The sequence below is a fragment of the Pseudomonas cavernae genome, from assembly GCF_003595175.1.
Classification (GTDB): domain Bacteria; phylum Pseudomonadota; class Gammaproteobacteria; order Pseudomonadales; family Pseudomonadaceae; genus Aquipseudomonas; species Aquipseudomonas cavernae.
Window position 1 is genome coordinate 1,831,016 of the sequence record NZ_CP032419.1, and the last position, 24,626, is coordinate 1,855,641.

Here is a 24,626-nt window from a genome sequence, read left to right on the forward strand (position 1 = left end):
TGTCAGGACACCAAGAACAACAAGACCCGCAACTCGTGATTCCCGGCTCAAGGCCAGGCACACGGAAACAGGAGCAAATATGTTCATTCCGAAGAAGGCGCGCGCCCTTGGCTGGCTGCTGGGGCTGTGCGCCCTGGCGATCCAGGCGCATGCCGAGACGATACTGCCGAAGCCGGACTACCACTTCCCGGGGTATGTCGGGCGCACCAAGCTGGACAGCGATCCACCGAAGTACCCGCCGCTCGAGCGGCCACCGCAAGGCGCGCCCAACGTCCTGGTGATCCTGCTCGACGACGTCGGCTTCGGCCAGTTCGACGTCTTCGGTGGCGGGGTGCCTTCGCCGAGCCTCGACAGGCTGGCCGCCGACGGCGTGCGCTTCAACCGCTTCCACACCAGCGCGCTGTGCTCGCCGACCCGCGCCGCGCTGCTCACCGGACGCACGCCCCATCAGGCCAACACCGGGGTGATCTCCGAACTCGGCATCGGCTACGACGGCTATACCGGCATCCTGCCGAAAAGTACCGGCACCATCGCCGAGATCCTCCGCCAGAACGGCTACGCCACCGCGCAGATCGGCAAGAACCACAATACGCCGCCGTGGGAAACCAGCGAAGTCGGTCCCTTCGACCGCTGGCCAACGGGCTTGGGATTTGACTATTTCTATGGCTTCAACGGCGGCGATACCAGCCAGTTCGAACCGATCCTCTACGAAGGCCACAGCCTAGTACCGCGCTCGCAGGACCCGAACTATCACCTGACCACCGACCTTTCCGACCACGCCATCAATTGGGTCAACAAGGCCAAGGCCATCGATCCGCAGCGGCCGTTCTTCCTCTATGTCGCCCCCGGCGCCGCCCACTCGCCGCATCAGCCGCCGGCCGACTGGCGCGACAAGTACAAGGGCCAGTTCGACATGGGCTGGGACAAGTACCGTGAGCTGACCCTGGAGCGCCAGAAGAAACTCGGCGTGGTACCGGCCAATACCCAGCTGACGCCGCGCCCGGCCGATCTGCCGGCCTGGGATACGTTGCAGCCCGAACAGCAGCGCCTGTACTCGCGGATGATGGAACTGTTCGCTGCTTTCAGTGCGCATGCCGACTACGAGATGGGCCGGATCATCGACGCCGTGCGCCAGCTGCCCGATGGCGACAACACCCTGATCATCTATGTGGTCGGTGACAACGGCGCCTCCGCCGAAGGCGGGCTGGACGGCCGCACCAACGAGTTCTCGATCTTCAACGGTGTGCAGGAAACCTGGCAGAGCAATCTCAAGGTCATCGACGAACTGGGCGGGCCGAAGCACTTCAACCACTTCCCTTCAGCCTGGGCGCATGCCATGAACACGCCGTTCCAGTGGACCAAGCAGGTTGCCTCGCACTTCGGCGGTACGCGCAACCCGCTGGTCATCTCCTGGCCGGCGCAGATCAAGGACAAGGGCGGGCTGCGCAGCCAGTTCGCCTACGTCACCGACATCACGCCGACCATCCTCGAGGCCGCCGGCATCGAGGCGCCAAGCGTACTCAATGGCGTGCCGCAGAAGCCCATGGACGGCATCAGCATGCTGTATGCCTTCAACGACGCGAAGGCCAAGGAGCGTCGTCGAGGCCAGGTGTTCGAGCTGTTCCGCAACCGTGGCATCTACCAGGACGGCTGGTTCGCCTCCTCGGTGGGTTCCAAGCCATGGAACCCGGACCGAGACGAGTTCGACGTGGATAAGACCACCTGGGAGCTGTACAACATCGACGAGGACTTCAGTCAGGCCCATGACCTCGCCGCGCAGCATCCGGAGAAGGTCAAGCAGATGGAGCAGTTGTGGTGGGCCGAGGCGCAGAAGGCCAATATCCTGCCGCTGAACTGGGACGGCATAAAACGCTTCAACGCCGAGTTGATGGGCCGTCCGAGTCTGGCCGCCGGCCGCAAGCAGTTCGTCTACAACGGCCCGCTGGCGGCATTGCCCGAAGGCAACGCGCCGGGACTGCACAACCGCTCGTTCTCAGTGATCGCGGAGGTGGAGTTGCCGGAGAAGGCCAATGGCATGCTCTTCACCCAAGGCGGTTCCACGGGTGGCTGGGGCTTCTTCCTCAAGGACGGACGACTGAGCGCCGTGCACAACTTCCTGGGCATGGATAGCTATCGGGTGGACAGCGAGTCTGCGCTGCCGGCCGGCAAGGCCACGTTGAAGATGGACTTCAACTACGACGGTAACGCCAAGGATCGCGGCAAGGGCGGCAGCTTGCGTCTGTCAGCCAATGGCAAGGTCATCGCCGAAGGACGGGTGGAACGCACCGTGCCGTTTATCTACTCGCTCTATGAAGGCCAGGACATCGGCCTCGATTCCGGCTCCGCGGTATCGACCGACTACACGCCGCCGTTCGCCTTCGCAGGCCGACTGAACCGGCTGACGGTGGATCTTCGTTGAGCCTTCACTGAATCATCAGGGCCTGGTCTCGCCTGGCTCGTGCAGGCTTTGGCGGGTAGGGAAAGGCTGGATACACCATTTGGAGACAGGGTGAATCGTCGCTCGCTTCGCTCACCGGCCAGGTAAAAGCTACGCTTTCACCTGGCCCTTAATTTGACCATTAGGGCTCATGCCAGGACGCTCGGGCACAGAGTCTTGCTTCCCACCGAAAGAGGATAAGCACCCATGCTGAAGAAATGGCTCGCAACCTTTAATGCCGTGGCGATCCTTGCGATCGGCATTCTCCCCGTGGCCGTTGCTCAAGACCAGGGCACGCCTGCGGTGATGAACCAGCCGGCACCGGCTCAGGCGCTTTCCGAGGAGGAGGCCTATGCCATCGCCAAGGATGCCTACGTCTACGCCTACCCGCTGCTGTTGACGCACATCACGCTGCAGAAGTTGAGCAACTTCGCCGAACCGACCGGGTCGGTCCGTGGCCCGGCCAACCAGTTTCATCACGCCCGCGCGTTCCCGGTTCCCAGCAACAAGACCGTTATCCGCTCGAACGTCGACACCCTCTACTCGGCTGCCGTGCTCGACCTGAAGGACGAACCGATCGTCCTTTCGGTTCCGGCCACCGACCACTACTTCCATCTGCCGATGCTCAGCCTGTGGACCGATGTGTTCGCCGTGCCCGGCACCCGTACCACCGGCAAGAACACCGCGCGCGACTTCCTCGTGGTCGGGCCGCAATGGAACGGCAGCGTGCCGGCCGGCCTGGCGACGATCAAGAGCCCCACCCGCTATGCGTGGATCATCGGCCGCACCCAGACCAACGGCGTCGCCGACTACGCCAACGTGCACAAGCTCCAGGATTCCTTCAAGCTGATGCCGCTCTCCGCCTGGGGCAAGGGCGCGTACGTGCCGCCCAAAGGCCAGGTCGACCCGACCATCGACATGAAGACGCCGCCGCCGGCGCAATTGGACAAGATGGACGCGGCGGCCTTCTTCGGCCGCTTCGCCGAGCTGTTGAAGGACAACCCGCCGAACCCAGTCGACTACCCGATGGTGCACCGTCTCGAACGGGTGGGGTTCACCGTCGGCCAGAGCTTCGACCTCGCGGCGGCGCCGGCGAACATCCGCCAGGCGCTTGAGCGCGGTTATGCCGACGGCCGGGCGCTGGTGCTGGCCGAGGGCAAGAAGGAAGCCGGCATCGGCGGCAAGGGCTGGGTCTACACCACGCGCAGCGGCACCTACGGCGCGGACTATCTGTACCGCGCCGCCATCGCCCAATGCTGCGTTGGCGAAAACCTGCCGCAGGACGCAATCTATCCCTCGCTGGCGAGCGACAGCGAAGGCCGGCCACTCGACGGCAACAACCAATACGTGCTGCACTTCGAGAAGGGCAAGCTGCCGCCGGTGGATGCCTTCTGGTCGGTGACGGCCTATGACATCGAGGGCTACTTCATTCCGAACCCGCTGCAGCGCCTGGCGCTCGGCGACCGCGACAAGCTCGTCACCAACGCCGACGGTTCGCTTGATCTGTATATCCAGGCGGACTCGCCAGGGCAGGACAAGGAAGCCAACTGGCTGCCGGTCGGCAAGGCGCCGTTCACCCTCCTGCTGCGCCTCTACTCGCCGCGCGAGGACATCATCGACGGCGTCTGGACGCCGCCAGCAGTTGCCCGCCAGTAATCCTATCTGTGCCGGGGCTGGACACTGCCTTCACCACAAGGCGTGTTCATGACCCCGGCCAGGTCGTGTTCTTCCGAATTTTTCAGGCGCGAGTCCTCCGCTGCGTCATACGGCTCAGGTGCTTGGGATTGCCAAGTGCTTGCCCGGACAGTGCAACGATCCGCTAGGAGGTTGCGAGGCTGGCGGAAGGAGGAGTGCGCCTATCCGAGCGTCACCGCTCTCGGCCGCCTGGAAGGTTTGTGGATTGGACAGGATATGCATCGAGGCTCGTCCACTCGGGTGGAGTGGGCGAGCCTCGGCACAGGTTCAGCCGTGCAGGGCGTCGGACATGCCGCGTTCGTGGGCATGCTGGCGCATCTCGGCGACCTCCAGGCTCAGCAGGGCCAGGTCGTGGGTGTGGCCGTCGAGGTCCTTGACGTGATTGCGCAGCACGGATTCGGGCTGGAAGCCCAGCCGCTCGAACGCGGCGATGGCCGAGCTCTGGTCCACGGTCATCTGCACCGTCAGTTTTTCCAGGCCCATGCCGAGGGCCAGTTTGAAGCTTTCCTGAATCAGCGCGCGTCCCAGGCCGCGGCCTTGCCAGGATGGTCGTACCAGAACCCGCAGATCGCCGACATGGGCTGACCAGGACAGGGCGTCGCTGACCACCGCGGAACAGCCGATCATCTCGCCGTCCACGAAGGCGGCCAGGCTGGTGACCCCGTTACCCAGCGCAGACAGCCAGGCGACGATGACCTTGGGGTGGCCGAGGTCGCGGGGGACGAAGAGCCGGTCGTGAGCCGGCACTGCCTGGATGAAGGCATTGAGTGCCAGCCCGTCATCCGGGTGCAGCAGGCGAATCTCGATGCTTCTGTCGTCGATCGACAACGTGCGTGGGTATTTGCGTTGGGCATTCTGTTTCATACGGAGCGTTTCCCTAACCATTGATCAAGTGCCGGCCACATCCGTTTCATGGCTGCCGGTCCCGCCACCAGGCTCACATGGCCTCCTGGCAGAACCAGTTCTTCCTTGTCGAGCGAGGCGGTTTTTTCCAGGAGCGGGCGGGCGGCAGCGGGGGGCACCAGGGTGTCATGCTGGGCAACGACGCTCAGCAGGGGGACCTTGATCCGTCCGAGATCGACCGGCTGCCCGCCGATGCGCAGGGTTCCGTTGCTGAGGCTGTTCTTCCACAGGAGCTCCTTGACGGTCTGGCGGTAGTAGTCGCCAGCCAGGGGCAGGGTGTCGTTGCCCCAGCCGGTCATCATGCGGTAGCCCCTGACGTAGTTCTCGTCCCACATGTTGTCCCAGAGTCGGAGCCGGCCGGCGACGCGCCCGGCCGGCCTGAGCATGTCGAAGCCATTGATGATCATCTGTCCCGGAATGATGCCAAGGCGTTCCACCAGCTCGTCGACATCGAAGTGCTCGGGGTGGGTCATGTTGCGGTGCCAGGGAATCTGCGACCAGTCGACGGGGGGCGTGAAGCACACCAGATTCTTTAAGGGCCCGTCCGGGTTCAGCGCGGCGTAGATGCTCGAGAGAATGCCGGCCATGCAGTAGCCGATCAGGGTCACTTCATCCGTGCCGGAGTCTGCCTGGACGCGGCGAATGCAATCCGGGATGAAGTCGAGCACGTAGTTCTCGATCGTCAGGTGCCGTTCCGCCTGCGTAGGCGGGTTCCAGTCCACTACATAGACGTCGTGACCACGGTGCAGCAGGAATTCGATCAGGCTTTGTCCCTTGGCCAGGTCGAACAGGTAGGCCTTGTTGGTGGTCGCCATGATCAGCAGCAGGGGTACCCGGTACACCTCATCCGCGACGGCATGATAGTGATACAGGCTGAGCGTGCCGCGACGATGCAGCAGCGTTTTCGGGCTGGTCCCCGTTTCGGGACGTGGGGAGGAAATGTACTCGAGCCCTTTCAGGCGCCGCTGCACCATCCGCCGGACTTCTGTACCTATCTGCTTCGCCAGAGCGCAGTCGAAGGGCATGCTCACGTCTCCTTCCGGCCACGGCGACCAGGGGTAGCGGCTTTGGGCTTCTTCGCCCGTGTTCGGGCCTCGTTCAGGGCTTGTGCCGGGGCAATTTCGATGGGGATGCGGGTGCGCGGCGGCCGGGGCAGCAACGCCTCATGGGTCATGTCCGGCAACAGCCGTTCGAGTTTTTCTTCCACACGCTGCACGGCAGCCGCCAGCTCGGTGACTTCCGTGCGGCTGGGCAGATCCAGGCGCTCGAAGAAGCAGGCCAGCGATTTATCCAGGGTGTACTGAACGCTTAGCGCAACCTGGTTGAAGCGGTTGAGCGCTTCGGCGAATTCCTCCGACTCCATTTTTCGGGCGGCGAACTGGTTGATGCCACTCTCGAGTTTGGTCAGGGTGTCGCGACAGAATTGCAGTGGGTCGGGGAATTTTGCAGTGGCCATGACGGACTCCGGATTCAAGGGTTCGTGGGGTAGGTCTGTTCCGCGACCAGTTTTTCGAAGCGATTGGTGAGGCCTTGGCGCATCGCGCTCGACGGGGCTAGCCAAGGTCTCAGCATCCAGTGCGAGGCGGAGACCAGCCGGGGGGACAACTGGCGCAACAGGGCATCCCGCCAACCGTGGCTCGCGGTCAGAGTGGCCAGCAGGGTCGTGCCGATCTCGCCGAAGGATGTCCTGGACGACTGGTCACTGATTTCCAGCGTGCGATCGGCGGCGGGCTCACCGGCGAATGCACGCGCCAAGGCTGTGCCGGTCCGGTGCAGGGCGTCACGGCCCGCGCCGATCACAGCGTCGAAGTTGAGGAAGCCATGGAACTCGCCCGGATAGTGCAGCAACTCCACCTGCACCTTGGCGGCGCGCAGGCGGTTGGCGTAGTCGAGGCCGTCGTCGCGAATCGGGTCGAAGCCGGCGCTGATGACCAGCGCCGGCGGCAGGTCGTCGAGAACCGGGTTGCGCCGTGGAGACAGCCAGGGATCCGTGGGGTCCAGCGACTCGGTGGCACTGGCGGTCACCTCGCGGATCAGGCCGAGCAGATGATCGCTGATGAAATAGCCTTCCGCGTTTTCCGCCAGCGAGGGGAATTCCTGCACCAGATCGGTTGCCGGGTAGGCGAGTACCTGCAGGGCGAGTTTGGGGCCCTTGCTGCGCACCCACTCCTGGGCCACCGCCGCGCAGATGTTGCCACCTGCGGAGTCACCACCAATGGCCAGTCGGCTGCTGTCGATGCCCAGTTCGGCACCGTTCTGCGCAATCCATTTCAAGGCGGCGAGAAAGTCTTCGCGGCCGGCGTTCAGGTCGTGCTCCGGAGCCAGGCGATAGCGCACGGCAACGCTGATGCAGTCGGCGGCAGCGGTGATGTTGCGGCAGATGGACTCCCCCGTGTCGAGGTCGCCCACGATGAAACCACCACCGTGGCACCAGACGAAGGCCGGCAGCAGCTGCTCGGACTGGCGTGGTTTGAAGACCCTCAGCGTGATCGGACCGGCCGGGCCTTCGATCTCCACTTCGCTGACTGCGGCTACCGGGACCTGGCGGCCCAGTGCGAGCGCGCACAGCCGCCACAGTCGACGGGACTGCGACAGCGAATAGTTTTCGACAGGCCGCAGGCGCGTCGCCAGATTGACCAGTCGCAGCAGGTTCCTTGCGTCCCGATCCAGAGCGGTGGCGCGACGGAGGCGCGGCATGCCCTCGCTGGAGAGGGGCATGTCGAGCGGGCTGGCCGACGGTTCGGGTTGACTGGCGTGTGCTTTCAAGTGGGCGTCCGTGTGAGCAGTAGTTATTACTGCTTTCACGATACTTACCCTTGTGCACGTCAACCCCCCTCCTGTGAGGCGGGGCCGGCGCCCACTCTCATCTGGGGCGCTCTAAGGTGGGGGCGGGAGTTTCCGGTTAGAGCATTGAAACGAGGCGTTACTGGTCCTGTGCGTTGTCGTTTCCGCCTGACTCGTCAGGCAATACGCCATGTTTAATTGGCCAATTGAGATGCAGTACCGGCCTATGCCTTTTGGGAACAGGCATGGTGGCTGGAACTTCAGCGGTGAGTGCCAAGTGTAGTGGACGCAGAAGCTATAGAAGCGCAATGCGCCGCTTCCTCTGGCGTGGTAACCGATTTATCCCGACGGTGATGCTATCGGTTTGCCGACTCTGACTGGTGGCGTAAAAGGTATCGAGCAGCGCTTGCTGTCGCTGCTTGGGTGATACGGCGGTGGAGGGGAGGGCGTCGAGAAACAGGACATCTTGCTGATGAACAGCAAATTTCCCACCCGGTACACAGGGGACTCCAGACTGTCCGCCCGGGTTCTGGCAACAGCGGTTTACGCACGCTGATGCAGAATCTCTGCCGTGACCTCACGCACGATCTTCAGGACAAGTCCCAGCGTCTCCGGCGGCGGATCGGCCGGATACACCAGATAAGCCGGCAACAGGAAGTCCGGAGCACCAGGGTGCCGGTGCAGTCGCCTTGCAGTCAGCTCATTTTTGACCAGGCGCAGCGGGAAATACCCGGAGCCGCCGTAGGCCAGGATGTGGGTGAGGCCCAGCCAGCCGATATTGGCGCTCAACCCTGGGCCGAGGAAGTCGGGGAAGGCGGCACTGTGCTTGCTGGCGAATTCCGGGCCCCAGTCGATATACACATAGTTCTCACCAGGTGGGTCGGGGGAGTCGTCACTGGTAGTCACGTAGACTAGCTGCTCGTCGAGCAGCGGTTCAACCACCAGCCCCGGCCGGCTTTGCGGCGTGTACATCACCCCAATGTTGGTGCGCCCCTCGACCAGTCCCTGGATGAGTTCATCTTCGAAGGCCATTTCGGCGCGTATGGCAATGTCTGGTACCGCACTGCGGATTCGCGGCAGGCAGACAAACAGCAGGTCGTCCCACAGCCCGAAACGTCCGCCGATGGTCACCGAAGCCCGAAAGCCCATGGCCACGCCGATATCGTGACGGGCTCGCTCTACGGTGCGCACGAGCGTCGTTGCGTAGGGTTGAAAGGAACGACCTGCGGGGGTAAGAGCGGTGCCGGCCTTGTTGCGCACAAACAGGCTGCAGCCGAGTTGCTCCTCCAGCGCGGCGATTCTGGCACTAACGGTCGATTGCGTGACGAACAGCCGCGAGGCGGCATTGCGGAAATTTCCTGCGGCGATGACCGTCAGAAAGGTTCGGGCAAGTTCAGTATCCATAAGCTGCTGTCCCCTTCAGTCGGTGGCCAGGTCGGAGCACCATCTGCCCCGGCGGCGTTGCTTGCGACGTCGATAACAACCCCGCTGTTCGACCAGCCAACTGCAGGAGAGTCGCGGCTTTCTGGTCTATTGTCGAGCGCCTTGCGGTGCCGGCGCTGCAGCTCGGTACACCGGATAGCTCGCGACAAGACCCGGAGTGAAGTAAGTGCTGGGGGCGACAGCCATCCGCCTGGGCGGGTCCCAGTCGCCCGTTCAAGCAGCGATGTCGCCAGTCGTCAAATTAATTCGATGTTGTCGATATCATCGACCACAATTTATCGTTATTCAAATGCATACGGAAGGCGTAGCGTCGGGGGTGATATCCGGAATTGGCTCCTGCCGTGGTGGTCAAAATGCATCTGCTGGGTTCAGAGGATCGACAATCGCTGCGCAGCATCGCGTTTGTGCTGATGGGCTCCCTGCTGGTCGTTGGCCTGTTGCTCGTTGTCGCGGTCACTGCCGGCTGACAGCAAGCGAGTTGCCGAAATCATTGTCCGTGACCTCTATGGGTACAAACGGGCGTTGACGATGGACGCCGGGATCGGGCCGGATGGTCGCTTCAGCTAAGCTGAAGCCCTGGGCTTCCGCGAAGTAGGTACTGCATAAGCTTGACAGGATCCTGCGTTCGTCGAGGTGGTCGCGTGGCGGCGTGGAGTGCCCGGGGCATCTTGCGGCACCCTGTCCGTGCCGGATGCATGCAGGTCGTGCGGTTCGTGCAAAGCGGCTGCAGGGCAAGCGGATTTCCCACACTGAAGGAGTCGCGTAATGGCTCAAATCGACACCCCCTCCTCCGCTCCTGATCTGGCCAAAGGTGTGCCCTTGGCCAGTGTGCCGGCCTCTGGCGTGCTCGCTGGCCACGTCGATGGAAGCCCCGTCCTGCTGGTGCGAATGGGTGATGGTCTCCATGCAGTCAGCGGGCTCTGTACCCACTACGGTGCGCCGCTGGCCGATGGCCTGGTGGTCGATGACGAGATCCGCTGCCCCTGGCACCACGCATGCTTCAGTCTGCGCACGGGCGCCGCGCTGCGAGCGCCCGCCTTCGCAGCGCTGGCGACGTGGCGTGTGGAGATCATCGGCGAGACCGTGTTCGTGCGCACCAGGGAAACCGCCACGCGACCTTCGCCACCGCGTGCACCGCACAACCAGCCCGGACGCATCGTGATCATCGGTGGCGGCGCCGCGGGATTCGCAGCGGCCGAACGCCTGCGCGAGCTGGGCTATTCCGGCACCTTGTCGATGCTCAGCGCCGATGCTTCGGCCCCCTACGACCGGCCCAATCTCTCCAAGGACTACCTGGCCGGGACCGCACCGGAAGACTGGATTCCACTGAGGGGGCCGAAGTTCTACGCCGATCGCCAGATCGACCTGCGCCTAGGCTGCGACGTCACCGCGATCGATATCGGTGCACGGCAGGTGCTGACCGGATCAGGCGAGCGGCTGGCCTATGACGTCTTACTCATCGCCACCGGTGCGGAACCGCGGCAGTTGCCCGTGCGGGGTTTCGACCGGCCCAACGTGTTCATGCTTCGCTCGCTGGCCGATGCCCGGGCCATTGTCGAGGCAAGCAAGGGCGCGGCTTCGGTGGCTCTAGTCGGCGCCGGCTTCATCGGCATGGAGGCAGCGGCGGCCCTGCGTACGCGCGGACTCCAGGTGCAGGTGGTGGCACCCGAGGACGTACCGATGGAGCGAGTGCTCGGTCGCGAAGTGGGCAGCTTCATAACCGGTCTGCACCAGGAGAAGGGGGTGGTGTTCCACCTTCGGTCGGTGGCCAAAGACTTCGATGGCAAGCTGCTCACACTGGGTGATGGCACCCGGGTTGCCGCGGACCTGCTGATCGTGGGCGTAGGTGTCGCGCCGCGAACGGAATTCGCAGCCACGGCCGGACTGGCGGTACAGGACGGCATCTTGGTCGATCCCTACCTGCAGACCTCGGTCGCCGGTCACTTCGCCGCCGGAGATGTCGCGCGCTATCCGTACGGTGCGGACCTGATTCGTGTCGAGCACTGGGTACATGCGCAGCGGCAGGGCCAGGCTGCCGCGGCCAATATGCTGGGCGCCGGACAGGCGTTCACGGATGTGCCGTACTTCTGGACCCACCACTACGGCTTGGATCTTCGCTACACCGGATCCGCGAATGGTTGGGACGAAGTTCGGATCGATGGCACCTTGTCGAAACAGGATTTCACGGCGAGGTATTTTCGCGCGGGGACACTGGTCGCAGCCGCATCGGTCGGGCGTGATCTGGAGAACCTGTCCATCGAGGCGACGTTGCAGCGCTGACGGCGTCCCTGCGGGGGCGGACGAGTCGTGGGATGGTTGGCATGAATCAGCATAAAACCCGGAAGACCGCGTTCGTGCTGGCAGGCGGCGGCAGCCTCGGTGCCGTGCAGGTTGGCATGCTCAAGGCGCTGAACCGAGCGCACATCACCCCCGACCTGGTCGTCGGCGCGTCGGTGGGCGCGATCAACGGCGCCTATTATGCCGCAGACCCCGACGAAATCGGCATCGCACGCCTAGAGCACATCTGGCTAGGGTTGCGCCGCCCGGATATCTTCCCGTTCTCGGCGCTCAGCACCGTCCTGGGCCTGCTCGGCCAGCGCGACCACCTAGCGCTACCCCGCCACTTGCGCGCGCTCATCGAGGCGCAGCTCCCCTTCCGGCAGTTGGAAGACGCCGCATTACCCTGTCACGTCGTCGCCACGGACGCTCTCGATGGTACGGAGGTCATCCTGTCCACGGGAGACGCCACGCCAGCGCTGCTCGCCAGCACGGCCATCCCGGCAGTGTTTCCAGCGGTGTCCATCGCGGGCCGGCCGTTGATGGACGGCGGTATCGCCAGCAATACCCCGATTTCCGCGGCAGTTGCGCTGGGGGCAACTCGGGTGGTGATCCTGCCGACCGGAACGCCGTGCGTCCTGCGAGCACTGCCACGGGGTGCGCTGGCCACCGCGCTGCATGCAATCAACCTGCTCGCCATGCGCCAGCTGCTGGCGGACGTTGATCGCTTCGCCGGTCGGTGTGAACTGATCGTCGTGCCGCCGTTGTGCCCGCTGGCCGTCCACTCCTACGACTTCTCGCAAACCGGTGAGCTCATCCGTCGTGCGGAGACAGCTACCGGCCACTGGCTGAAGGACGGCATGCCGGGCAAGGATCCCCGTTGGGCATTGGCACCGCACCGCCATCGCGCGGGCTGAATCGTCTCAACTGGAGTGGGCAAAAAGGCAGCCGAGTCCACAGCCCAACCATACCGGCCTATGCCCGCCACCCCAGCGACTACTAGGTTCTCGGACATAATTGCCCCAAGTAGGCACTGGCCTGCCGGGCATAGCTCGCTACCGCCCATTGACCCAGGGCCTCGGGAGTTTATGACCCTGGTGCGCCAAGGCGAGCTGGTGCCGCCGTTGGCTAAGGGCGCCACGACGCAACGACGTGAGCAGCTGACGACCGCCCTAGGTCCGCTCTTGGCCGTTCTCTGCTGGTCGTCACTACGGCGAGTGCTGGTCAAGTCGAATGCAAACGGTTGGTCAGGACGAATGCAAATGACTGGTCAGTGGCAATGCGTCGGGCGGATTTTGCAGCTGGCAAGGCTCAGCAGTTATTCAATCCTGGCCAGTTTGTGCTCGAACATCTCTAGGATGGGTTGAGCGAAGCGATGCCCATCGGCTTTGACGCCGCTACCGCATGGGTATCGCAGGCTCAACCCATCCTACCGTCTGTAGCCCGCGATCATCGATACTGACACTTTTGGTTATGGCTGAACCTGTGCCACAGTGGCCCATCGACCACCGCGACGCCTGCCCATGAACATCGACCACCGCATTAAATTCCGCCATCTGCTGTGCTTTCTCGAAGTGGCGCGCCAGCGCAGCTTCGCCAAGGCCGCCGACCTGGTGGCGGTCAGCCAGCCGGCGATTTCCAAGACCATCGGCGAGCTGGAGGAGCTGCTCGGCGCGCGGTTGTTCGAGCGCAGTAAGGCCGGGGTCAGCCTGACGCCGGCCGGCGACACCTTCCTGCGCTACGCCGGGCCCTGCGTGCAGGCGCTGCGCGACGGGGTCAACACGCTGCGCGACCACGACCCGCAGGGCGGTCTGCTGCGGGTCGGCGCGCTGTCGACGGTGGAGAGCCTGCTGCTGCCCGAGGCGGTGTTGCGCCTGCAGCGCGAACACGCGGTGACGGTCAGCGTGGTCACCGGCTCCAGCGCGCACCTGCTGGCGCAGCTCAAGGTCGGCGAGCTGGACCTGGTGGTCGGGCGCATGACCGACAGCCCGGAAATCCACGGCCTGGCCTTCGAGCACCTGTACAGCGAGGCGATGACCCTGGTGGTGCGTCCCGACCATCCGCTGCTGCAGGGCGACCTGGGCGACCTGCGCCGGCTGGCCGACTACCCGCTGGTGCTGCCGCTCGCCGGCACCACCATCCGCAAGTACGCCGATAGCTTCTTCGTCCAGTGGGGCATTCCGCTTACCGCGCAGCGCCTGGAGACCCTGTCGCCGGCGCTGAGCCGCCGCTATGTGGCGAGCAGCGAGGCGATCTGGGTGGCGCCGCGCGACGCGGTGCGCCTGGATATCCGCGCCGGCGAGCTGGTCGAGTTGGCCCTGGGCATTCAGGAACCCGGCGGTTCGGTGGGCATCTGCACCAACGTGGCCTTGCCGCTGCCGTTGGCCGGGCAGTGGTTCTGCACGGTGCTGCGCGAGGTGGCGGAGGAGTACGCCAACGGCGATACATAACCCTATGGTTATGTAAGGCGGGTGCCTTTTCATTGGCCGTGGATGGCCTGTTGTCTGAGACTGCACGGAACCAAGCCCGACGCCGATGTGCACCGGGACGACTCCACAAGTTCAACAACAGGAGCCTGACATGCACGACGCTGAATCCCGTCGCTTCGTCATCCGCGACCGCAACTGGCACCCCAAGGCCTTCACCCCCGACTACAAGACCTCCATCGCCCGCTCGCCGCGCCAGGCGCTGGTGAGCATTCCGCAGTCGGTGTCGGAAACCAGCGGCCCGGATTTCTCCCACCTGAAAATGGGCGAGCACGACAACGACCTGCTGCTCAACTTCGACAACGGCGGCCTGCCGGTCGGCGAGCGGATCATCGTCAGCGGCCGGGTCATGGACCAGTACGGCAAGCCGATCCCGCACACCCTGGTGGAGATGTGGCAGGCCAACGCCGGCGGCCGCTACCGGCACAAGAACGACCGCTACCTGGCGCCGCTCGACCCCAACTTCGGCGGCGTCGGCCGCGCCTTGACCGACCGCGATGGCAACTACAGCTTCCGCACCATCAAGCCTGGCCCGTACCCCTGGCGCAACGGCCCGAACGACTGGCGGCCGGCGCATATCCACTTCTCCATCAGCGGTCCGTCGATCGCCACCCGCTTGATCACCCAGCTGTATTTCGAGGGCGATCCGCTGATTCCAATGTGCCCGATCGTCAAGTCGATCGCCAACCCGGATGCGGTGCAGAGCCTGATCGCCAAGCTCGACATGGGCATGGCCAATCCGATGGATTGCCTGGCCTATCGCTTCGACATCGTCCTGCGTGGCCAGCGCCAGACCCATTTCGAGAACCAGTGAGGAGCGCCGACATGCCTATCGAACTACTGCCGGAAACCCCTTCGCAAACCGCCGGCCCCTACGTGCACATCGGCCTGGCCCTGGCCGCCGCCGGCAACCCGAGCCGCCCGCAGGAAATCTGCAACCAGATGGCCCAGCCCGGCGCGCCCGGCGAGCACATCCTGCTGACCGGCAACGTCTACGACGGCAACGGCCACCTGGTCCGCGACTCCTTCCTGGAGTTCTGGCAGGCCGACCACGAGGGCGTCTATGACGAGGCCTTCGACCTGGAGAAAGCGTTCAACAGCTTCGGCCGCACCGCCACCACCTTCGACGCCGGCGAGTGGACGCTGCACACCATCAAACCGGGGGTGGTGAACAACGCGGCCGGCGTGCCGATGGCGCCGCACATCAACGTCAGCCTGTTCGCCCGGGGGATCAACATCCACCTGCAGACGCGCCTGTACTTCGACGACGAAGCCGAAGCCAACGCTAAGGACCCGGTGCTCAACCTGATCGAACAGCCGCAACGACGGCAGACCCTGGTGGCCACGCGCTGCGAGGTCGACGGCAAGAGCGCCTACCGCTTTGACATTCATATCCAAGGCGAAGGGGAGACGGTGTTCTTTGACTTCTAAGTCTCGGTAGCCCGACTGCCATGCTGCAGATTCTCAGCATCACCGCGCCGATCTTCGTCCTCATCGCCATTGGCTTCATCTCGTCGCGCGCCGGCATGGTCAGCCGCGAGCAGATCGCCGGGATGGGCAAGTTCGTCATCAGCCTGGCGCTGCCGGCGCTGGTGATCAAGGCGCTGACCGAACGCCCGCTGCATCAGGTGTTCGACCGCAACTATCTGCTGGCCTACGGCCTCGCCTCGCTGGCGGTGTTCTGGCTGGGCTTCGCCTTCTCGCGCTGGGTGCGCAAGGACAGCCTGAGCGGCAGCGCGCTCAGCGGCCTGGGCATGTCGATGTCGAACAGCGGCTTCATCGGCTACCCGATAGTCGCCATGGTGCTCGGCCCGACCGCGGCGGTGGGCCTGGCGCTGGGCATGATGGTGGAGAATCTGCTGATGCTGCCGATGGCCCTGGCCCTGGCGGAAGCCGGCGACCAGCGTGGCGCGGGTGTCGGCCGGGCGCTGCTGGGCACCTTCAAGCGCCTGGCGCGCAACCCGATCATCATCGCCATCAGCCTCGGCCTGCTCCTGTCGCTGCTGGAAATCCGCCTGCCGGCGGTGCCGCGCAAGGCCATCGAGATGCTGGCGATGGCCTCGGCGCCGGTGGCGCTGTTCGTCATCGGTGGCAATCTCGATGGCCTCAAGGTCGGCGGTCTGTTCGCCGATGTCGCGCAGCTGAGTATCGGCAAGCTGTTGCTGCACCCGCTGGCGGTACTGTTGTGTCTGCTGGTGCTACCGGTGCAGGACCCGGCCCTGCGCGTCGCCGCGGTGCTGTTCGCCAGCGCGCCGATGATGAGCATCTACCCGATCATCGGCCAGCGCTACGGCCTGGAAGGCCGCTGCGCCGCCGCGCTGGTGGCGAGCACGGTGCTGTCGTTTCTGAGCATCAGTGTGTTTATTGGGGGCTGCACTGACGGTTCGGCGTGTCACCCGCGGCCGTAGGATGGGTTGAGCGCAGCGATACCCATCTGTCCGCCCACGGCCCATGCCGAAACCCCATCGCGACCCGAACTGCCGCTCGTTGGGTATCGCTTCGCTCAACGCCAACCTACGACCTGTAGTCCGGATGCAGTCCGGGGTGATCGCGGCATGGTCATTCCCGGATTGCATCCGGGCTACGAAGATAACCAGCCCCGCACGTATGGCGTAGGGGTGGGCAATAAAACCAGGCCCCGCACGCGCGGATAGCGCGCCGGAGTGTCTGGCACCTGAGAGGGGGAGTGCGGTTTCGCCTTGTGGGCGAAGCCGCGCCGGGCATGCCGCGAGTACCTGACCAGTGACTTGTCAGGCGTTGCACCATGAGTGCAATGCCCGTTGTGCGGGATGCCGCAGGCCGCGCCACGGTAGAACCCTGCCGCGGTGAGGTCAATTGCGATTATCGAACTTCGGTTCGATAATCGGTCGAGATTTGCCGTTTCCACGCCACAGGAACACCACAACAATGAGCGAAGAGCAGCGCCTTAACCCCGTGCCCCTGGCCCCGCCGATCATCGCCTCGCCGGCCAAGCGCATTGAGGCCTTCACCGGCGACCCCAACTTCATGACCTCGCTGGCGCGCGGCCTGGCGGTGATCCATGCGTTCCAGGAGCGCAAGCGCCACCTGACCATCGCCCAGATCAGCCACCGCACCGAGATTCCCCGCGCCGCCGTGCGCCGCTGCCTGCACACGCTGATGAAGCTCGGCTACGTCACCACCGACGGGCGCACCTACTCGCTGCTGCCCAAGGTGCTGACCCTCGGTCACGCCTACCTGTCGTCGACGCCGCTGGCGGTCACCGCCCAGCCGATCCTCGACCGTCTCAGCGAGCAGCTGCACGAGGCCTGCTCGATGGCCACCCTGGAGGGCGACGAGATCCTCTACATCGCCCGTTCGGCGACGCCGCAGCGGCTGATCTCGGTGGACCTCAGCGTCGGCAGCCGCCTGCCGGCCTACTGCACCTCGATGGGCCGCATCCTCCTGGCCGCGCTGGACGATGCCGCGCTGGAGGATTACCTCGCCCATGCCGACCTGCAGGTGAAGACCAGCCGCACCGTGCATACCCCGGAGGGCCTGCGTGCAAGCATTGCCGAGATCCGTCGCCAGGGCTGGGTGATCATCGATCAGGAGCTGGAGGTCGGCCTGCGTTCGGTGGCGGTGCCGGTGCGCGATTCCGCCGGCCAAGTGCTGGCGGCGCTGAACGTCGGCACCCATGCCGGGCGAGTCGGCCGTCAGGAGCTGGAAAGCCGCTTCCTGCCGGTGCTGCTGGAGGCCAGCCGGGAGCTGAGCACGCGGCTGTTCACCTGAACCGGACGCAAATGTGTGCGCTGATCGAACGCTGATGCCAAGGTCGAATTGCTTCTGCCAAGGCTTGCTCCGTAGTGTGCGAGCGGCTCGGGCCGCCTACCCGAAGCCGGCTGCTGGGTGACCGTTTATCTCGTTCATCTTCAGCCGAGCTATTAGTCACATAAGATCGAAGCGTGATGAGCCGCGACGCGTGCCCTGGGCGTGACGTCGTTGCCGACCATAACTACAAGAGTGCCTTGCCGATGGATAGTCGCCTGCTGAGCGAACGCAGTAGCGTGTTCGAGCGCGCCGATCCCTATGCGGTGTCCGACTACGTGAACCAACACGTTGGAGCGCATGGCATCCGCTTGCCCGCGGTCGGTCACCCACAGGCCAGTCTCAGCCATCGCCAGTTCGCCAGCCTCGACCTCTGCCGCATCAGCTACGGCGGCGCGGTGCGCGTCACCTCGCCGGCGCTGGAAACCATCTACCACCTGCAGATTTTGCTGCGCGGTCATTGCCTGTGGCGCGGCTACAAGCAGGAGCACTATTTCGCGCCAGGCGAGCTGCTGCTGATCAACCCGGACGATCCGGTCGACCTGACCTACTCGGACGACTGCGAGAAGTTCATCCTCAAGCTGCCCACCGCGCTGCTCGAGTCCATCTGCGACGAGCAGCGCTGGCAGCGGCCGGGGCAGGGCGTGCGCTTCCTGGAGAATCGCTACCAGCTGCAGGAGCTCGAGGGCTTCACCGGCCTGCTCGCCATGGTCTGCCAGGAAGCAGAAAGTGGCGTGCCGCTGCCGCGCGTGCAGGAGCACTACGCGCAAATCGTCGGCAGCAAGCTGCTGACCCTGATGAAGACCAATGTCAGCCGCGAAAGTCTGAGCGGGCAGGCCGCGAGCTTCGAGCGCATCCTCGACTACATCGAGCACAACCTGAAGCAGGACATCTGCAGCGAATTCCTCGCTCAGCAGGCGAGCATGAGCCTGCGCTCGCTCTACGCGCTGTTCGAGCGCCACGTCGGCACTACACCCAAGCACTACATCCGTCAGAAAAAACTCGAGCGCGTGCGCGCCTGTCTCGGCGACCCGAGCTGCAGCGTGCGCAATATCACCGAGCTGGCGCTGGACTACGGCTTCCTGCACCTCGGGCGCTTCTCCGAAAGCTACCGCCTGCAGTTCGGCGAGCTGCCGTCCGATACCCTCAAGCGCCGCGGTTGATCCACCCCGCACATCCGTGCGCGCCCACGGGTTCCCTTGTAGGAGCGAATTCATTCGCGATCCGGTCCGGCAGCGCCGTCGGCGTCCTTCGCGAATGAATTCGCTCCTACAGGTCTTCCCTGACGATTGCCACCGCACTGCACAAAACGGATAGCGATCTGCACAAAGCGGATATTGCCACCGCATTCCCAGCCATAACCTGAGCCTCGACTGAACAATAACAACGGAGGCCCTGGCCATGTCCCTGGGATCTGATTTCCTGCATTCCCTGCTTGAGGAAGATAAGGAGAAGGGCGTCTACCGCTGCAAGCGGGAGATGTTCACCGACCCGCGTCTGTTCGAACTCGAGATGAAGCACATCTTTGAGGGCAACTGGGTCTACCTCGCTCACGAAAGCCAAATTCCCAACAAGAACGACTACCTGACCACCATGATGGGCCGGCAGTCGATCTTCATCGCGCGCAACAAGGACGGCGAGCTGAATGCCTTCCTCAACGCCTGCAGCCACCGCGGCGCGCAGCTGTGCCGGCACAAGTCCGGCAACAAGTCGTCCTACACCTGCCCGTTCCACGGCTGGACCTTCAACAACAGCGGCAAGCTGCTCAAGGTCAAGGACCCGGCCGAAGCCGGCTACCCGTCGAGCTTCAACTGCGAAGGCTCGCATGACCTGACCCGCGTCGCCCGTTTCGAGTCCTACCGCGGCTTCCTGTTCGGCAGTCTGAATGCCGACGTGAAGCCGCTGGTCGAGCACCTCGGCGAGTCGGCGAAGATCATCGACATGATCGTCGACCAGTCGCCGGAAGGCCTGGAAGTGCTGCGCGGCTCGTCCTCCTACATCTACGAGGGCAACTGGAAGCTGACCGCCGAGAACGGCGCCGACGGCTACCACGTCAGCTCGGTGCACTGGAACTACGCCGCCACCCAGAACCAGCGCAAGCAGCGCGAGGCCGGCGAAGAGATCAAGACCATGAGCGCCGGCAGCTGGGCCAAGAACGGCGGTGGTTTCTACTCCTTCGACCACGGCCACCTGTTGCTTTGGACCCGCTGGGCCAACCCCGAGGACCGTCCGGCCTATGAGCGCCGCGACGAACTGGCCCGCGACTTCGGCCAGGCCCGCGCCGACTGGATGATCGAGAACTCGCGCAACCTGTGCCTGTACCCGAACGTCTACCTGATGGACCAGTTCAGCTCGCAGATCCGCATCGCCCGGCCGATCGCCGTCGACAAGACCGAGATCACCATCTACTGCATCGCACCCAAGGGCGAGAGCGCCGAGGCCCGGGCCAAGCGCATCCGCCAGTACGAGGACTTCTTCAACGTCAGCGGCATGGCCACCCCGGACGACCTGGAGGAATTCCGTTCCTGCCAGCTCGGCTACCAGGGCAGCCGCGGCTGGAACGACATGTCGCGCGGCGCCGCCCACTGGGTGGAAGGTGCCGACGAGGCGGCGCAGGAAATCGACCTGCACCCGCACCTCTCCGGCGTGCGTACCGAGGACGAGGGTCTGTTCGTGCTGCAGCACCAGTACTGGCAGCAGACCATGCTCAAGGCCGCCGCCAGCGAAGCGCAACTGATCCCCGTGGAGGCCGTGCAATGAGCATCTCTTACGACGCCGTGCGCGACTTCCTCTACCGCGAAGCGCGCTACCTGGATGACAGCGAGTGGGACAGCTGGCTGGAGCTGTACGCCGCCGATGCCACCTTCTGGATGCCGTCCTGGGATGACAACGACACCCTCACCGAAGACCCGCAGACGGAAATCTCGCTGATCTGGTACGGCAACCGTGGCGGCCTGGAAGACCGCGTGTTCCGCATCAAGACCGAGCGCTCCAGCGCGACCATGCCGGACACCCGCACCTCGCACAACATCAGCAACATCGAGCTGCTCGAAGCCGCCGACGGCCTGTGCCAGGTGCGCTTCAACTGGCACACGCTGAGCTTCCGCTACAAGACCGTCGACAGTTACTTCGGCACCAGCTTCTACACCCTCGATGTGCGCGGCGACAGCCCGCTGATCAAGGCCAAGAAGGTGGTTCTCAAGAACGACTATGTCCGCCAAGTCATCGACATCTACCACATCTGAAAAACACGGCATGACCCAGCGCAGTAGCTTCATGTCGCGTTTTTACCGAGGTGCACCATGAGTCACAAGATCGCACTGAATTTCGAAGACGGCGTTACCCGTTTCATCGACGCCGCCGCTGGCGAAACCGTCGCCGACGCCGCCTACCGCCAGGGCATCAACATCCCGCTGGACTGCCGTGACGGCGCCTGCGGCACCTGCAAGTGCTTCGCCGAAGCCGGCCGTTACGACCTCGGCCAGGACTACATCGAGGATGCGCTGAGCGAGGAAGAGGCGGAGCAGGGCTATGTGCTGACCTGCCAGATGCGTGCGCAGAGCGACTGCGTGGTGCGCGTGCCGGCGTCGTCGGATGTGTGCAAGACCCAGCAGGCCAGCTTCGAGGCCAGCATCAGCGCGGTGCGGCAGCTGTCCGACAGCACCATCGCGCTGTCGATCCAGGATGAGTCGCTTTCCCAGCTGGCGTTCCTGCCGGGTCAGTACGTCAACCTCAAGGTGCCGGGCAGCGAGCAGAGCCGCGCCTATTCGTTCAGCTCGCTGCAGAAGGACGGCGAAGTCAGCTTCCTGATCCGCAACGTGCCGGGCGGGCTGATGAGCAGCTTCCTCAGCGGCCTGGCCAAGGCCGGCGACGCCATGACCCTGGCCGGCCCGCTGGGCAGCTTCTACCTGCGCGAGATCAAGCGCCCGCTGCTGCTGCTCGCCGGCGGCACCGGTCTGGCGCCGTTCACCGCGATGCTCGAGAAGATCGCCGAGCAGGGCAGCGAACACCCGCTGCACCTGATCTACGGCGTGACCAACGACTTCGACCTGGTGGAGGTGGACAGGCTCGAGGCCTTCGCCGCGCGCATCCCCAACTTCACCTTCAGCGCCTGCGTGGCCAACCCGGACAGCAGCTATCCGCAGAAGGGCTACGTCACCCAGCACATCGCGCCCAAGCACCTGAATGACGGCGACGTCGACGTCTACCTGTGCGGCCCGCCGCCGATGGTCGAGGCGGTCAGCCAGTACATCCGCGAGCAGGGCATCGCGCCTGCGAATTTCTACTACGAGAAGTTCGCGGCCAGCGCGGCCTGATTTTCTCCCCTCGCCCATTTATGGGAGAGGGGCCGGGGGAGAGGGAAGGGTAGCGGCACAAGCCTTGCCCTCTCCCCAACCCTCTCCTGCAAGCGGGAGAGGGAGCCAAAAGCGGTTTAAGCGTGAGTCCCTCTGGGCCGTGTATTGGCCGGCCCATTTTTTTCGAGGCTGCGATGAACATGAGATTCGAAAGCAAGGTCGCCCTGGTCACCGGCGCCGCCCAAGGCATCGGTCGCCGCGTCGCCGAGCGGCTGCTCGCCGAAGGCGCGCAGGTGGTGGCGGTGGACCGCTCCGAACTGGTCCACGAACTGCTGGACGCGCGAGCACACGACGGCAAGGTCCTGACCCTGACCGCCGATCTCGAGCAATACGCCGACTGCGAGCGCGTCATGGCCGCGGCGGTGAAGGGCTTCGGCCGTCTGGACATCCTGATCAACAATGTCGGCGGGACCATCTGGGCCAAGCCGTTCGAGCACTACCGCGAACAGGAGATCGAGGCCGAAGTGCGTCGTTCGCTGTTCCCCACCCTGTGGTGCTGCCACGCCGCGCTGCCGCACATGCTGGCGCAGGGCGGCGGCGCCATCGTCAACGTCTCCTCGATCGCCACCCGCAGCCTCAATCGCGTGCCCTACGGCGCGGCCAAGGGCGGCGTCAACGCGCTGACCGCCTGCCTGGCGTTCGAGAACGCCGAGCGCGGCATCCGCGTCAACGCCACCGCGCCGGGCGGTACCGAAGCGCCACCCCGGCGCATCCCGCGCAACGTTGCCGAGCAGAGCGCCGAGGAGCAGGTCTGGTACCAGCAGATCGTTGACCAAACCCTGTCCAGCAGCCTGATGAAGCGCTACGGCAGCATCGACGAGCAGGTCGGCGCGATCCTGTTCCTGGCTTCCGACGAAGCCTCCTACATCACCGGCGTGACCCTTCCCGTAGGTGGTGGCGATCTGGGATGAGTGGCGATTCGTAGGATGGGTTGAGCGCAGCGATACCCATCAACACCGCGGCGATGGGTATCGCCTATGGCTCAACCCATCCTACGGAATTCCGGTTTATGCGGTTTCACAACAAAAACAAAAGAGAGACAGATGCCATGCGAAAAATCGACGTACACGAGGTCATCGACAACGCGCGCTTCAGCCGTTTCCACTGGATGGTGATGTGCTGGTGCGCACTGCTGCTGATCTTCGACGGCTATGACCTGTTCATCTACGGCGTGGTCCTGCCGGTGCTGATGAAGGAGTGGGGCATGACCCCGCTGCAGGCCGGCGCCCTCGGTAGCTACGCGCTGTTCGGCATGATGTTCGGCGCCCTGGCGTTCGGCAGCCTGGCCGACAAGATCGGCCGCAAGAAGGGCATCGCCATCTGCTTCGCGCTGTTTTCCGGCGCCACCATCATCAACGGCTTCGCCAGCAACCCCACCGAGTTCGGCATTTGCCGCTTCCTCGCCGGCCTCGGCTGCGGCGGCCTGATGCCCAATGCGGTGGCGTTGATGAACGAATACGCGCCGAAGAAACTGCGCAGCACCCTGGTCGCCATCATGTTCAGCGGCTACTCGCTGGGCGGCATGCTGTCCGCCGGCGTGGGCATCTACATGCTGCCGCGCTTCGGCTGGGAGGCGATGTTCTTCGCCGCCGCCGTGCCGCTGCTGCTGTTGCCGCTGATCCTCTACTTCCTGCCCGAGTCGGTCGGCTTCCTGGTGCGCCAGGGGCGGTCCGCGCAGGCCCGCGCCATCCTCAATCGCGTCGATGACAGCCGTGCGCTGCAGGCCGACGACGTGCTGGAGATGAGCGAAACCAAGGGCAAGGGTGTCGCCGTGCTGGAGCTGTTCCGCGATGGTCGCGCGGTGCGCACCCTGTCGATCTGGGTGGCCTTCTTCTGCTGCCTGCTGATGGTCTACGCGCTCAGCTCCTGGCTGCCGAAACTGATGGCCAACGCCGGCTACAGCCTGGGTTCGAGCCTGTCGTTCCTGCTCGCGCTGAACTTCGGCGGCATGTTCGGCGCCATCTTCGGCGGCTGGCTGGGCGACCGCTTCAACCTGATCAAGGTGATGGTCGGCTTCTTCGTCGCCGCCGCCGCGTCGATCAGCCTGCTCGGCGTGAACAGCCCGATGCCGGTGCTCTACCTGCTGATCTTCGTCGCCGGCGCTACCACCATCGGCACGCAGATCCTCCTCTACGCCGGTGCCGCGCAGCTCTACGGCCTGTCGATCCGCTCCACCGGCCTCGGCTGGGCTTCGGGCATCGGCCGCAACGGCGCCATCGTCGGCCCGCTGCTGGGCGGCGCGCTGATGGGCATCAACCTGCCGCTGCAACTCAACTTCATGGCCTTCGCCGTCCCCGGCGTCGCCGCCGCCCTCGCCATGCTGGTGTACAGCCTCAACGAGCGCCGCAGCCAGGCGGTGACTGCGCCGCTGATGGCGGCCAAGGCCTGAGCTGATGCGGCGCAGGAGCGCTTTGTTCCCTCTCCCGCGTGCGGGAGAGGGCTAGGGAGAGGGTAGGGCCG

20 protein-coding genes are annotated in these 24,626 nt (G+C 64.6%); 15 read left to right on the plus strand and 5 right to left on the minus strand.

Annotated elements, in window-relative coordinates:
* Positions 1-79: 79 nt before the first annotated feature.
* Entirely contained in the window at positions 80-2,419 is a 2,340-nt protein-coding gene (locus tag D3880_RS08480; protein WP_119893033.1) for an arylsulfatase, read from the plus strand.
* 225 nt (positions 2,420-2,644) lie between these two features.
* Positions 2,645-4,093: a DUF1254 domain-containing protein gene (locus tag D3880_RS08485; protein WP_218567605.1), complete on the plus strand. Its 1,449-nt coding sequence runs from the start codon at positions 2,645-2,647 to the stop codon at positions 4,091-4,093.
* A 306-nt stretch (positions 4,094-4,399) separates the two neighbouring features.
* Here the strand turns inward: D3880_RS08485 and D3880_RS08490 are convergent, their stop codons facing one another.
* The 5 genes from D3880_RS08490 to D3880_RS08510 all read right to left on the minus strand — a co-directional run bounded on the left by D3880_RS08490 (position 4,400) and on the right by D3880_RS08510 (position 9,223).
* A complete protein-coding gene (locus D3880_RS08490) occupies positions 4,400-4,996 on the minus strand; it encodes a GNAT family N-acetyltransferase (RefSeq protein ID WP_119893034.1) in 597 nt (198 codons plus the stop codon).
* Positions 4,993-6,060 (minus strand): alpha/beta fold hydrolase, encoded by a 1,068-nt coding sequence (locus tag D3880_RS08495; RefSeq protein WP_238474422.1) that lies wholly within the window; start codon positions 6,058-6,060, stop codon positions 4,993-4,995. The genes D3880_RS08490 and D3880_RS08495 overlap by 4 nt, the downstream gene beginning before the upstream one ends.
* Positions 6,061-6,062: 2 nt before the next feature.
* Positions 6,063-6,491, minus strand: coding sequence for a hypothetical protein (locus D3880_RS08500; RefSeq protein ID WP_119893035.1), 429 nt, complete (start codon positions 6,489-6,491; stop codon positions 6,063-6,065).
* Between the two features lie 14 nt (positions 6,492-6,505).
* Entirely contained in the window at positions 6,506-7,801 is a 1,296-nt protein-coding gene (locus D3880_RS08505; protein WP_119893036.1) for an alpha/beta hydrolase, read from the minus strand.
* 561 nt (positions 7,802-8,362) lie between these two features.
* A complete protein-coding gene (locus D3880_RS08510) occupies positions 8,363-9,223 on the minus strand; it encodes a LysR family transcriptional regulator (protein WP_119893037.1) in 861 nt (286 codons plus the stop codon).
* A gap of 804 nt (positions 9,224-10,027) precedes the next feature.
* Between D3880_RS08510 and D3880_RS08515 the strand changes: the two genes are divergently transcribed.
* The 13 genes from D3880_RS08515 to D3880_RS08575 all read left to right on the plus strand — a co-directional run bounded on the left by D3880_RS08515 (position 10,028) and on the right by D3880_RS08575 (position 24,555).
* Complete coding sequence (locus tag D3880_RS08515) at positions 10,028-11,542, plus strand: FAD-dependent oxidoreductase (RefSeq protein WP_119893038.1); 1,515 nt, start codon at positions 10,028-10,030, stop codon at positions 11,540-11,542.
* A gap of 41 nt (positions 11,543-11,583) precedes the next feature.
* Positions 11,584-12,456, plus strand: coding sequence for a patatin-like phospholipase family protein (locus tag D3880_RS08520; RefSeq protein ID WP_218567606.1), 873 nt, complete (start codon positions 11,584-11,586; stop codon positions 12,454-12,456).
* Between the two features lie 606 nt (positions 12,457-13,062).
* Positions 13,063-13,989 (plus strand): pca operon transcription factor PcaQ, encoded by a 927-nt coding sequence (pcaQ, locus tag D3880_RS08525; RefSeq protein ID WP_119893040.1) that lies wholly within the window; start codon positions 13,063-13,065, stop codon positions 13,987-13,989.
* A 130-nt stretch (positions 13,990-14,119) separates the two neighbouring features.
* Complete coding sequence (pcaH, locus tag D3880_RS08530) at positions 14,120-14,839, plus strand: protocatechuate 3,4-dioxygenase subunit beta (RefSeq protein ID WP_119893041.1); 720 nt, start codon at positions 14,120-14,122, stop codon at positions 14,837-14,839.
* 11 nt (positions 14,840-14,850) lie between these two features.
* Positions 14,851-15,456: a protocatechuate 3,4-dioxygenase subunit alpha gene (gene pcaG, locus D3880_RS08535; RefSeq protein WP_119893042.1), complete on the plus strand. Its 606-nt coding sequence runs from the start codon at positions 14,851-14,853 to the stop codon at positions 15,454-15,456.
* A gap of 20 nt (positions 15,457-15,476) precedes the next feature.
* The gene (locus D3880_RS08540) at positions 15,477-16,433 is read left to right on the plus strand and encodes an AEC family transporter (protein WP_119893043.1); all 957 of its coding nucleotides are present in this window, start codon (positions 15,477-15,479) and stop codon (positions 16,431-16,433) included.
* A 499-nt stretch (positions 16,434-16,932) separates the two neighbouring features.
* Positions 16,933-17,775 carry an IclR family transcriptional regulator domain-containing protein gene (locus D3880_RS08545; protein ID WP_119893044.1) on the plus strand — a complete coding sequence of 281 codons (843 nt, stop codon included), beginning with the start codon at positions 16,933-16,935 and terminating at the stop codon, positions 17,773-17,775.
* Positions 17,776-18,017: 242 nt separating this feature from the next.
* Entirely contained in the window at positions 18,018-18,974 is a 957-nt protein-coding gene (locus tag D3880_RS08550; RefSeq protein ID WP_119893045.1) for an AraC family transcriptional regulator, read from the plus strand.
* 238 nt (positions 18,975-19,212) lie between these two features.
* Positions 19,213-20,571 (plus strand): benzoate 1,2-dioxygenase large subunit, encoded by a 1,359-nt coding sequence (benA, locus tag D3880_RS08555; protein WP_119893046.1) that lies wholly within the window; start codon positions 19,213-19,215, stop codon positions 20,569-20,571.
* Positions 20,568-21,056 carry a benzoate 1,2-dioxygenase small subunit gene (gene benB / locus D3880_RS08560; RefSeq protein WP_119893047.1) on the plus strand — a complete coding sequence of 163 codons (489 nt, stop codon included), beginning with the start codon at positions 20,568-20,570 and terminating at the stop codon, positions 21,054-21,056. The genes benA and benB overlap by 4 nt, the downstream gene beginning before the upstream one ends.
* 57 nt (positions 21,057-21,113) lie before the next feature.
* Complete coding sequence (gene benC, locus D3880_RS08565; protein ID WP_119893048.1) at positions 21,114-22,127, plus strand: benzoate 1,2-dioxygenase electron transfer component BenC; 1,014 nt, start codon at positions 21,114-21,116, stop codon at positions 22,125-22,127.
* Positions 22,128-22,300: 173 nt separating this feature from the next.
* Complete coding sequence (locus tag D3880_RS08570) at positions 22,301-23,077, plus strand: 1,6-dihydroxycyclohexa-2,4-diene-1-carboxylate dehydrogenase (protein ID WP_119893049.1); 777 nt, start codon at positions 22,301-22,303, stop codon at positions 23,075-23,077.
* Positions 23,078-23,214: 137 nt separating this feature from the next.
* Positions 23,215-24,555, plus strand: a complete 1,341-nt coding sequence (locus D3880_RS08575; protein WP_119893050.1) for an MFS transporter — start codon at positions 23,215-23,217, stop codon at positions 24,553-24,555.
* Positions 24,556-24,626: the final 71 nt, after the last annotated feature.